The 11991-nt window shown below is 43.9% G+C and carries 12 protein-coding genes; 11 read left to right on the top strand and 1 reads right to left on the bottom strand.

The annotated features are described in order from the left end of the window. Positions 1 to 69: 69 nt before the first annotated feature. The 11 genes from V7K69_RS16950 (at position 70) to V7K69_RS16900 (ending at position 10858) form a co-directional block, all read left to right on the top strand. Positions 70 to 309, top strand: coding sequence for a CTB family bacteriocin (locus tag V7K69_RS16950; RefSeq protein WP_335036315.1), 240 nt, complete (start codon positions 70 to 72; stop codon positions 307 to 309). A gap of 98 nt (positions 310 to 407) precedes the next feature. Further along, complete coding sequence (locus tag V7K69_RS16945; RefSeq protein ID WP_335036313.1) at positions 408 to 647, top strand: CTB family bacteriocin; 240 nt, start codon at positions 408 to 410, stop codon at positions 645 to 647. 52 nt (positions 648 to 699) lie between these two features. Further along, complete coding sequence (locus V7K69_RS16940) at positions 700 to 960, top strand: CTB family bacteriocin (RefSeq protein ID WP_335036310.1); 261 nt, start codon at positions 700 to 702, stop codon at positions 958 to 960. A 29-nt stretch (positions 961 to 989) separates the two neighbouring features. Beyond that, entirely contained in the window at positions 990 to 1229 is a 240-nt protein-coding gene (locus V7K69_RS16935; RefSeq protein WP_012408488.1) for a hypothetical protein, read from the top strand. Positions 1230 to 1279: 50 nt separating this feature from the next. Then, positions 1280 to 1651, top strand: a complete 372-nt coding sequence (locus V7K69_RS16930; RefSeq protein WP_335036308.1) for a hypothetical protein — start codon at positions 1280 to 1282, stop codon at positions 1649 to 1651. A gap of 140 nt (positions 1652 to 1791) precedes the next feature. Continuing rightward, a complete protein-coding gene (locus tag V7K69_RS16925; RefSeq protein WP_335036306.1) occupies positions 1792 to 2019 on the top strand; it encodes a hypothetical protein in 228 nt (75 codons plus the stop codon). Between the two features lie 187 nt (positions 2020 to 2206). After that, positions 2207 to 3304, top strand: a complete 1098-nt coding sequence (locus V7K69_RS16920) for a cyclic nucleotide-binding domain-containing protein (protein WP_335036304.1) — start codon at positions 2207 to 2209, stop codon at positions 3302 to 3304. A 153-nt stretch (positions 3305 to 3457) separates the two neighbouring features. Next, the gene (locus tag V7K69_RS16915; protein ID WP_335036302.1) at positions 3458 to 4900 is read left to right on the top strand and encodes an NHLP bacteriocin system secretion protein; all 1443 of its coding nucleotides are present in this window, start codon (positions 3458 to 3460) and stop codon (positions 4898 to 4900) included. 2 nt (positions 4901 to 4902) lie between these two features. Continuing rightward, positions 4903 to 7146 carry an NHLP family bacteriocin export ABC transporter peptidase/permease/ATPase subunit gene (locus V7K69_RS16910; protein ID WP_335036300.1) on the top strand — a complete coding sequence of 748 codons (2244 nt, stop codon included), beginning with the start codon at positions 4903 to 4905 and terminating at the stop codon, positions 7144 to 7146. A gap of 161 nt (positions 7147 to 7307) precedes the next feature. Continuing rightward, positions 7308 to 10235: an NHLP bacteriocin export ABC transporter permease/ATPase subunit gene (locus V7K69_RS16905; RefSeq protein ID WP_335036298.1), complete on the top strand. Its 2928-nt coding sequence runs from the start codon at positions 7308 to 7310 to the stop codon at positions 10233 to 10235. 26 nt (positions 10236 to 10261) lie between these two features. Next, entirely contained in the window at positions 10262 to 10858 is a 597-nt protein-coding gene (locus V7K69_RS16900) for a DUF3455 domain-containing protein (protein ID WP_335036296.1), read from the top strand. 253 nt (positions 10859 to 11111) lie between these two features. Here V7K69_RS16900 and V7K69_RS16895 read toward each other — a convergent pair whose 3' ends face one another. Continuing rightward, positions 11112 to 11804: a response regulator transcription factor gene (locus tag V7K69_RS16895; RefSeq protein ID WP_335036294.1), complete on the bottom strand. Its 693-nt coding sequence runs from the start codon at positions 11802 to 11804 to the stop codon at positions 11112 to 11114. Between the last annotated feature and the right edge of the window lie 187 nt (positions 11805 to 11991).

Below are 11991 nucleotides of genomic sequence, written 5' to 3'. Positions count from 1 at the left end.
AAGCAGCTTGCTTTATTGAACACAGATAGAACACACATTAAACACATTACACATTAAGGAGAAAACATCATGTCTGACAACATTAAACCCGTAGAATTATCTGCTGAAGAATTGGACAACGTTGCTGGTGGTGCTTTTAGCTTGGTTGATGCTCACAATCTCATTGCATTGGATCAGCAAACTGGTGGAACCGTTCTTGGTGCGAATGGCGGTATTGGATCTTTCACCGCTCAACAAACTGCTGTATCTCAACAAGATTTGCACGAAATCAAAGCAACTGGCTTCTTTCCTTCCACTCTTGAAAAGTAGTAACTAATTACACAGGGCAGAACTCAATAAAGCAGCTTGCTTTATTGAACACAGATAGAACACACATTAAACACATTACACATTAAGGAGAAAACATCATGTCTGACAACATTAAACCCGTAGAATTATCTGCTGAAGAATTGGACAACGTTGCTGGTGGTGCTTTTAGCTTGGTTGATGCTCACAACTTCAACGCAATTGATCAGCAAGCTGGTGCAACTGTTCTCGGTGCTAATGGCGGTATTAGTTCTTTGAACACTCAGCAAACTGCTGTATCTGAACAAAATTTGTTCGAAATCAAAGCAACTGGTTTCTTTCCTTCCACTCTTGAGAGTTAGTCACAGTTTTATTTGAGATAACACACACATTACACATTAAGGAGAAAACATCATGTCTGACAACATTAAACCCGTAGAATTATCTGCTGAAGAATTGGACAACGTTGCTGGTGGTGCTTTTAGCTTTGTCGATGCTCACAACTTCAACTTTTCGGATAAGCAAAGTAGTGCAGTGATTATCGGTGCTGATGGCGGCATTGCATCCTTCAACAGTCAGGAAACTACTATATCTAAACAAGATTTGCACGAAATCAAATTCACTGGAGAAGAATTTCCTAGCGGAATTCCTAGTAATTTATTTCTAGGCTCATAAGCAACACCATAAGGAGAAGGACAACGATCATGGAAAATGTGCAGCCTAATGAAATGCTGGAACTATCCAATCAAGAACTTGATTATATTGCCGGTGGCGCAACTAGCGATGTCTTGGGAACAAACGCAAATGCCGAAGATTTCCAGTTTGGTTTTGTGGAAATTCCTAAAGAAGGCGGTATTAAGAGCGTTACCTTTCAAGTAAGCGTTTTCTCTGAGCAAGACCTTAGAGAGTTTAAGGAAGCGGGTATTTCTAGCCCTGAAGCTTGAGCTAGATTTCTCGATTTGACGAATTTCGGGAGCAGGAGGGGTTGTTAACCATGAGCCTAGCAGCCAATCGGTTAACTCCCTCCGCCTTATTTAACTTTAACACGTGGGGTCAAGGAGCTTCTATGTCAGGTGACGAAATTACTCCGAATGATGAAGCGATCGAACTATCAGATGAAGAGTTAGACGATGTAGCTGGTGGTTTCAATTTACAGTTTACATCTATACGATCTCACAGATCGACAAGGGGATTTAGCCAACAAACATCACGAGGACGAGGGTTTCACTCAAAACGGTCGGCTTTTCATGCAGAGACAACAGACTCTTCTGTGTTCCACCTCTCTATCACCGACGCGACAACAGAGGATATAAAGGCTCTTGGTGAGTTGTTTGGAGATATATCTGCGATCGAAGGTTCTACATAAACGGAGTTTCTCAAATCAATCAATTGCAGTTGGGTTTTTGCTTAACTGCTTTTTGAAATTGTTCTCGCGCGATTGATAATCGTACTTCATGAAATGAACGAATTAACTAATAAATGAAATGACAAGGAGAAAGAATTGCAATGGAAAACAAAAAGCAAAATGAATCACAAGAGCTATCGCCTCAAGAACTCGCAACTATTTCGGGTGGTATTGCCGTAGGTGAGCATTATCCAGGCGAGTATCCTACGGACGAGAAATATAACAATCTGTCTGAAGCGATCGCAAACAAGCTTAAGAATATAAAGCTTCCTTATTGGAATGACAATAAACCAATAAGCGTTGAGCCGAATGAAGGTCGCGGTGATTGATGCTAAAAACCTGTAGCAAATCATCAACCTAGTTAATCGCGTAATGGGGAGTTGAACAATTCAAAATTCAAAATTGCGGAAAGTCTAAGTTAAGGCTTCCTTATATCTGAACCATAAATTAAATTACGAATTACGAATTACCCCTCTCCATTTCTCTCCCGTTAGCAGAACACAAGGAAGTTAAATTATGACAGAAGTTCTACTTAAGGAACTGACAAATAGCGATATTGACTGGATCTTGGCAACGGGTCAAAGAGAAGAAATTACTGCTGGTACGATCCTCATCCGTCAAGGAACACCTGTTGATGCTCTCTACATTCTGCTTGATGGTGCATTAAGCGTTTCTGTCGCTCAGGCTGACGATAATCCCATTGGTCGGGCATTTGCCGCCCTTGAAGGTGGCGAACTATCTGGACGAGAGGTTGCACTGCTGGCAAATGGTGAAGTTGTAGGAGAAATGCCTTTTTTAGCCTCCTACCAATCTTCAACTACAGTCAAAGCCGCTAGAAAGTCCCTGGTGTTGATGATTCCTCAGCAGCAGTTGATTCAAAAATTGCAAGAAGATGTCACCTTTGCAGCCCATTTTTATCGAGCGATCGCAGTTCTACTTGCTCACCGATTAGAGCAGATGATCGGTCAAATTGGTCAAAGCACAGTCGTGCTTTTTCAGCCCCAAATTCGAGAAATCTTATTTACATTTGCAGAATTAAATGATAGCGATATTGGTTGGATGATTGTTGCAGGCAGTGCCATAAGACTTCCTGCGGGAACAGTGTTGTTTCAAGCCGGAAGACCCGTTGATGCTCTCTATATTTTATTAGATGGCAAGATGGTGGCTTCCATTGCTGAAGATACAAGCAATCCTCTCACCCGCGCCTTTTCAACTTTAGAACAGACAGATCATATCGAACGGGAGTTTGCTCAATTATCGCGGGGTGACATAGTTGGCGAAACGCCCTTTGTCGAAGCCAGTCCACCCGCGATGACAATTCGGGCGGTTGAGGATGCGACTGTGTTATCGATTCCCAGATGGCGACTTTCTGCCAAATTGTTACACGATGTGGGTTTTGCTGCCCGATTTTATCGAGTCTTAGCGATTTTGTTAGCAGATAAACAGCAAGGAATCATCAATAGTCTGGGTTACGGCAGGATTAACTATAGCTCAGGTAAATCTTTAGATGAACGCTTGACTTATGAAGATGAACTGAGTTCTAGCTTTTTGGCTCAAGTAACACTGGCGGGGACTCGATTTGATTGGATGCTGAAGCAGATTCGCGGGAATTAGGGCATTTGTCATTGGTCATTTGTCATTGGTCATTTGTCATTTGTCATTTGTCATTGGTTATTAATTCTTCTCTCTGATTTTCCCCGGCTTCCTTTGCTCCCCTCATTCCCAATTCCCTAATATACAAATTTCTACAATTTGAATGGAGTCAGTATGGTAACGACCAACAAAAGCAATCTATTCCGCAAAGAAGCACTCGATCGTTTATCCTCCCCGGAGCGGCTCGATCAACTCATGCAGGTGGTTCAACCAAAGAAGTGGATTCCGTTAACTGCGATGGGATCTCTAATTGTTGTTGGACTTGTTTGGAGTGTTTTTGGTCGCATTCCCATTACTGTAGCTGGACAAGGCGTAGTGGTTTTTCCTAGCAAAGTCGTTGGGTTCCAGTCTCCTAGTTCCGGGCAGATTCTCATGCTTTTTGTTCGTGCAGGCGATGAGGTGAAGAAAGGACAGGTACTAGCGACAATCGACCAAACTGAACTTCAAGATAAGTTGAAACTTGCACGAGTCAAGCTGGCTCAACTTCAGGAACAAGACCAAAATGCCAATACTCTGCAACTTCAGCGAACGGTTTTAGATAAGGGTGCAATTGGGCAACAACGTCAAGCACTCTTGCAAACTCTCAAAACAACCCAATCACTAACACCAATTCTCAGAAGTAAAGGTCTGGAGTCGATTCGGCAAGAGCGTCAGAACTTACAGGAACAGTTGCAGACAACACGAGATTTGATGCCCACGTTCAAAGAACGATTTGACATTCGCCAAAAGTTACGTGAAGAAGGAGCAGTTTCGAGTGATACCGTTCTTCAAGCGCAACAGGAATTTCTCAATAGTAAAACCAAAATCAATGAAATCGAATCGCAACTCAAACAACTCAATGTTAAAGAAGCGGATGCAGAACGAGAATTCTTAGCAAATATCAATTCAACAAAAGAATTGCAAGCACAGTTAGCAGTACTAGATAGTAAGTTTGCTGGGCAAGCAGAACAAGATTTAGCTATTTCTACTAATCGCAGAAAAGAAATTCAAGACACCCAGCGAGCGATCGCAGAATTAAAATTAGAAATCAAGGCAAACAGCCAGGTAACTAGCAATTTCAATGGACGAATTCTCGAACTTTCTGCTGTTCCTGGACAAACCCTGGAAAAAGGATCTCGGATTGGCACAATCGAAGCTAGAGACTCCAGGAATAAGTTAGTTGGGGTGGCATTCTTCCCGGTTAGCGAAGGCAAAAAGATTCAAAAGGGGATGGAGTTGCAAGTCACTCCTTCGACCGTTAAACGAGAACGCTTTGGTGGTATTATCGGGAAAGTCACAAGTATTTCTGCATTTCCGGTTAGTAAGGAAAGCGCATCAAGTGTTGTCGGTGGTCTGGAAGTTTTACAAGGGTTAACCACAGAAGGCGCACAAATTCAAGTTTTTGCGGAACTTGAGCCAGATCCTTCGACTAAAAGCCGTTTTCGGTGGTCATCTTCTAAAGGGCCAAATAGCCAAATTACACCGGGAACCACGACCTCAGTGCGCGTGAAAGTGGATGAACAATCCCCGATTTCCTTTGTGTTTCCGATTCTGCGATCGTGGAGTGGAATGTATTGATTATGCGGCAAATTCAATCACAAATTGGGCTTCGATTTAAAAAATTTCAACGGATCTTCAGCCGTCCCGATCGCCGTCGTCGGACTCCCACCCTCTTACAAATGGAGGCAGTGGAATGCGGTGCAGCCGCACTGGGAATTATTTTAGGCTACTACGATCGCATTGTCCCCCTTGCAGAACTCCGTCAAGCTTGTGGTGTTTCACGGGATGGCAGTAAAGCATCTAATATTCTCAATGCGGCTCGCAGCTACGGATTGCAGGCGAAAGGTTTTAAGGTCGATTTGGCTGGGTTACGCAAACTGCAATGTCCTTATATTGTCTTTTGGAATTTCAACCATTTTCTGATAGTCGAAGGATTTGCCAAAGACAAAGTTTATCTTAACGATCCTGCCACTGGGCCCCGCACAGTTTCACTCCCAGAATTCGATCAGTCTTTTACTGGTGTAGTGCTAATTGGTGAACCAAGTGCAGAGTTCCAGCCAGGAGGACGGAAACCGAGCCTAACATTATCCTTATGGGATCGATTGCAGAGTTCTCTGGGAGCGTTGGTTTATTGTGTGATCGCCGGCTTGCTGTTAGTGATTCCCGGATTAGCCATCCCTGCGTTCTCCCAAGCCTTTGTTGATAATGTCTTGATTGAAGGCAGAAGTGATTGGTTGCGGCCATTAATTTTAGGGATGATCCTCACAGCCATTTTGAATGGTTTTCTCACATTGCTTCAGTTGCAATTTCTGCGACGCATGAAAATTAAGCTAGCGGTGGGGATGTCTAGCCGATTTTTGTGGCATATTCTACGGCTACCAGTGAGTTTTTACGATCAGCGATTTGCCGGAGAAATTAGCAGTCGTGTTCGCCTCAACGATAGCTTGGCAAATCTGCTTTCAGGAAGATTAGCGACGACAGTAATCTCAGCTTTCACCGTTGTCTTTTATGCCGCAGTCATGTTGCAATATGATGTCGTTCTGACTGCGATCGGCATTGCCTTTGTAATCGTGAATGTCAGCGTGTGGCAATGGGTTTCACGGCAGCGCGTCGATGCCAACTTGCGATTAATGCAAGAACAAGGCAAAGTCAATGGGGTAGCGATTTCGGGACTGCAAAGTATGGAAACGCTCAAAGCATCCGGGCTAGAGTCAGAATTCTTTTCGCGCTGGGCAGGTTATTACGCTAAGGCAATTAATGCTCGGCAAGAAATGGATACAACTAATCAAAATCTGGGTGTGTTGCCGTCATTTCTCACCTCCATTACATCTATGCTTTTGCTGGCTGTGGGAGGGCTACGGGTAATGGATGGCGTACTCAGTATTGGGATGCTGATTGCTTTTCAAGCCTTGATGCAAAGATTTCTAGAGCCTGTAAATAATCTGGTGAGTTTAGCGGGTGAACTCCAGGAAATGGAAGGCAATTTGGGTCGGTTAGATGATGTGTTACGCAATCCCATCGACCCTGCTGTAGAGCGAGACATTAGTATATCGGCAACTCAACTACCTGCCGCAAACGTTCGGCTTCAAGGTTATGTTGAACTCCGTGATATCACCTTTGGCTATAACCGCTCTGCACCTCCCTTAATCGAAAATTTCAGTCTTTCACTTAAACCCGGTCAACGAGTTGCTTTAGTGGGTGGCAGTGGTTCGGGTAAGTCAACCGTTGCCAAGCTGGTATGTGGATTATACGAACCGTGGGCGGGAGAGATTTTATTTGATGGTAAACCGAGAAAACATATTCCGCGATCGATTCTCACTAATTCAATTGCGCTTGTTGAGCAAGATATCTCGCTATTTGCTGGCACTGTCCGCGACAATCTTACGCTTTGGGATTCGACTGTGCCTTTTAGTAACTTGGTTCGTGCTTGCAAAGATGCTGCAATTCAGGATGTAGTACTTTCCATGCCTGGAGGTTACAACGCTGACCTCGCAGAAGGGGCATCTAATTTGAGCGGTGGACAGCGACAACGATTAGAAATTGCCCGCACTTTAGTGAATAATCCGGCAATTTTGGTGATGGATGAAGCGACCAGTGCGCTTGATTCCGAGGCAGAAAAAACGATCGATCAGAGACTCCGGGAGCGTGGCTGTACTTGTGTAATTGTGGCGCATCGGTTAAGCACAATTCGGGATTGTGACGAAATTATTGTTTTCGATCGCGGCAAGGTGGTGCAACGGGGTAGCCATGAAGAATTGCAGAGGGTTGAAGGTAAGTATTTGCAATTGATTCGCAGTGAAGGGGAAGCGGCTCAGGAAGAATAGAGTTCAGTTAAGCATTTCTTCCTTGGCGTTCTTGGCGTTCTTGGCGGTTCGTTATTTTATACTATCGGAACTCACACAAAAATTTTTAAAATACATGATTTATCGAACCGCCAAGCCGCCAAGAGCGCCAAGGTTTTGGATTAATTTTATGGAGTAAGAATATGTTAGATCAAATTCGCAGCGCCACCCTGCCGGGAGAGTACTATCACTTCAAAGGCAATGAGCCAATTATTCTCAATGACCCGAAGACGATTTGGATTGTAAAATCGGGTTCATTGGCGGTGTTTGCAATTCCGGTGAAAGAGGGAATTGCTGAGGGAAGTCGCCGCTATTTATTTACTACCCGAACTAGACAGGCAATGTTTGGCATCATTAGTGATTCTCAGCCGATACCCTATCAACTTCTGGCGGTGTCGATTGAAGAAACGGAACTTATGAAAGTTTCAAGGAAAGATTTTCGGGAATTTATTAGCGATCGCAATGACGAAGCCGTAACTTTAATCGAGGGATGGATTGAGCAACTAGGATTGGCGCTGTCTTCTATTACTCCACCTGCACTGCCGTTTCAAGAAGAAGGGGTTCGCTATTTCTCACTCAGCAATGGTCAGATTTTCCAACCACAGCGAGAACTGGTATCCTGGGTACAAGTTCAGCGTGGTTACGCGGTTTGGATGGGGTTTGAGCAACTGTTAGTTATGCCTCAATCAGGATTGGTGCCGTTGAGTGCAGATATGTGGTTTCAAGCTGAAGATACAACCGAGCTAGAAATCCTAACTACGTCTGAAATTGAGGATGGTAATACTCTGTTGAGGGGGATTTTCCAAATTCAAGTCTACTTTCTTCAAAGCCTTTTTCTTCTGGAACAGGAGGAAAAGGAGGTAGAATTAAACCGATTTCAAGAACGGCAACACCTCAACGATCATGTAATGAAGGAGACGCTGGGCGAGTTAGCCTCGTTGCTGCAATCTCCGCAAAGTGCCGCTTCTGCTCAAATTGAAGCCAATGATTTTGACCAAGCTTTGCTCATCGCTGCGGGTGCTGTTGGGCGGACTTTGGGTGTGACGATTCGACCACCAGCCAAGTCTGAAGACCTGAAACGAGTTCAAGATCCGCTACAAGCGATCGCTCGGGCTTCGCGTTTGCGAACCAGAACGATCGCTTTACAGGGTCAATGGTGGAAGAAGGATTGCGGTGCGATGCTGGCTTACACGCTAGAAGATAACAATCCGGTGGCGCTGTTACCTGTATCTGATACCCGCTATGAAATTTTTGATCCAATTAAGCGATCGCGCACTCCGGTTAATGCTAAAAGTGCGATTAAACTGGCGCTCACCGGGTATACCTTCTATCGCCCATTACCTGATAAAGTTCTCACCACCATCGATTTACTGAAATTTGCTCTCCAAGGACACTACAAGGAATTGTTGATTGTCTTGGCTGCGGGTATGGCAACAAGTTTATTAGGAATGATTGTTCCCCAAGCTATGGCCATCTTGATTGACAGTGCCATTCCTGATGCCAATCGCGGTTTATTAGTGCAAATTGCCTTAGCGCTGCTAGCAACTGCATTTGGTAGCACCTTGTTTCAACTTGCCCAAGGCTTTGCAATCATGCGCGTGGAGACCTTTGCCGATGCTTCCACCCAAGCAGCAGTCTGGGATCGGTTATTGAATCTAAAAGCATCATTCTTCCGTCAGTACTCAACTGGAGACTTGAATTCACGGGTAAGCGCCATTAGTCAAATCCGCCAAAAGCTCAGTAGCACTGTTCTCAGAAGCATTTTCACCAGCTTGTTTGCGTTTCTAAATTTAGGATTGCTTTTTTACTACAACGGTTCGCTAGCGTTAATTGCCACTCTTGTTGCTTTTGTCAACATTACTATTACTCTGGTTTCAGGAATTTACACTCTGCGGAAGGTTCGTCCCTTACTAGAGTTACAAGGACAACTCTCAGGGGTGATGGTGCAGTTAATCAACGGCGTTAGCAAATTACGAGTTGCAGGCGCAGAAGCCCGCGCCTTTGCTTTTTGGGGAAAACAGTACAGTCAGCAAATCAAATGGATGCTGAGTACCCAAGGCATTGAAGATGCTCTGGCTGTGATTAATAAAATCTTACCTGTATTGACTACAGCAATCCTTTTTTGGTTCGCCAGCAGTTTACTTCAGCAAGCTAATTCATCAGAAGGTGGTTTATCTACAGGTGTATTTTTAGCATTTAATGCGGCATTTGGTACATTTATCGGTGGAGCTACCAGTCTTAGTGGCACGATTATAGATGTCTTACAAGTGGTTCCTTTGTGGGAACGAGCGCAGCCGATTCTCGAATCTAAACCGGAAGTTGATTCTGAAAAAGCTGATCCAGGTCGGCTTTCTGGGCGAGTGGTTGTGGATCATGTAATTTTCCGGTATCGAGATGATGGGCCTTTGACATTGGATGATGTTAGCATCCATGCGGAACCTGGCGAATTTATCGCTTTTGTTGGAGCTTCGGGGAGTGGAAAATCAACCCTGTTCCGATTATTACTGGGGTTTGATGTCCCGGAATCTGGCACGATTTATTACGACGGACAAGATTTAACCGGGTTGGATATTCATGCAGTGCGTCGACAACTAGGAGTTGTGATGCAAAATAGCCGATTGACATCTGCATCGATCTTTGAGAATATCGCCAGTGGAGCGATGATCTCAATGGATGAAGCGTGGGAAGCCGCGCGGATGGCTGGCTTTGCTGAGGATGTTGAATCGATGCCAATGGGAATGCACACGGTAATTAGTGAAGGAGGAACTAATATCTCTGGAGGGCAACGCCAGCGATTATTGATTGCCCGATCGCTAGTATTAAAACCCAAAATCTTGTTATTTGATGAAGCCACCAGTGCCTTAGATAACCGCACTCAAGCGATTGTCAGTCAAAGTTTAGAGCGTTTGAAGGTGACACGAATTGCGATCGCTCACCGTCTGAGTACCATTCGCAACGCCGATCGCATCTATGTATTCGAGAGCGGTCGTGTAGTCCAAGAAGGTAGTTTTGATCAACTCGCCAATCAACCAGGATTGTTTGCCCAACTGATGGCGCGACAAAAACTTTAAAGTCACAAATGAAGGAGATATCTACTATGTCACCTACTTTTTGTAAAATTCTTCAGATAAATTGCAGCCTCGTTGTTTCGCTACTGATGTTGAATGGGTGGGGTGTTTCTGTAAAAACTGCGATCGCCGGAACTATGGAGCCTGCCCAACGCATAGCCGATGTAGCTCCGATCCCTGATAGTATAAAAGTCCCAAATGGTGAGCAACTTCTTCTAAAAGCATCTGCTAAGGGTTCACAAATCTATATCTGCAAACCGAAATCAGAATCCCCTGAACAGTACGAGTGGACGCTTAAGTCTCCCGATGCCGTGTTGTTGAATGAGCAAGGGCAAGATTTGGGCAAGCATTATGCAGGCCCAACTTGGGAAGCCAAAGACGGTAGCAAAGTTGTGGGAAAGTTGAAATCTAAGGTAAATGCACCACAAGATGATGCCATTCCCTGGCTATTATTAGAGGCGCAATCTCATGAAGGAAATGGTATTTTCCGCCAAGTAAATTGGATTCAACGGATCAATACAGTTGGTGGAAAAGCCCCTGTTGAAGGGTGTGATAAATCATCTGAAAACCGAGAAATTAGTGTGAATTACACGGCTGATTACCTCTTTTATAAAATTAAGCAATAAATATTAACAAACAAGATAAAAATTCCCTTGTTGAGATATTTTATATAAGAATTTAAGACTAGCCCTCTCAAGGTGACTCGTAAAATCTCTTTTTTCTCTCTGCGTTCTCTGTGCCTCTGTGGTTAAAAAGTAATTTATTTAACCACAGAGGCACAGAGAACACAGAGTCAAGAGATTGAAGAGGAATTTTGTGACCAAAATTTTTACCCACTTAGAAAAGGCTATTCCTAGAATTGTTTTATCGCCCTCTGGTTTATTCGGGTAGCTTCCCGGCTAGTTTCCTTTCTTGATTGAGAACAGAATTTGCATAGATTGCCAGTTGCGATCGATTTTTTAGATTGAGGCGGTTTAAAATACTCGTCACATGAGTTTTTACCGTTCCTTCGGTAATATAAAGTTGTTGGGCAATTTCGCGGTTCGTTGCACCAACACCGATCAAACATAAAACCTCTTGTTCTCGTGCGGTAATTTCCGATGGCTTTGATGAAGCGGAATTTTGGTTAGCTGAAGCTGCTTCCGTAACCAATAATTTATCAAATAACCCCGGCCCAAATTGAGTATAGCCAGAATGCCCAAAGCGAATTGCATCTGCTAGCTCACTTGAAGGCATATCTTTAAGCAAATATCCTTTTGCACCTGCACGCATTGCCCCTGTTAGATAAGAATCATCATCAAATGTACTTAAGACGAGAACTTTGATATTAGGAAAGTTTTGCGTAATCAGTTTTGTTGCAGTTCGTCCATCCATTTCGGGCATCCGAATATCCATTAGCACCACATCGGGCTGAAGTTCTGCAACAAGCTCTAGAGCAACTTTACCATTCTCAGCATCACCGACGACTTCCAAATCAGGTTCCTGTTCTAGCATTGCTTTCAGTCCCTGACGAATAAGGCTCTGATCGTCAACGATTAACAGGCGAATAGGAGAGGATTTATCATTTTTCATGGTAATTATCTCTTTCTGGTTTTGATGAACGATCGATAGATATCTCCAAAAATTAATGAAGGATTACCTGAAACCCTTGTAGAAACGTTACAACATTTAATAATTGGGTATGGGAAAGAGGACTTGGGGACAAGGAGAATTGGGGACAAGGGGAAAGACTTGTTGTAAGTTCTAAACTTTTGTCACC

The organism is Nostoc sp., assembly GCF_036917775.1.
GTDB lineage: Bacteria > Cyanobacteriota > Cyanobacteriia > Cyanobacteriales > Nostocaceae > Nostoc.
This window is presented reverse-complemented; position numbering and strand designations above follow the sequence as displayed.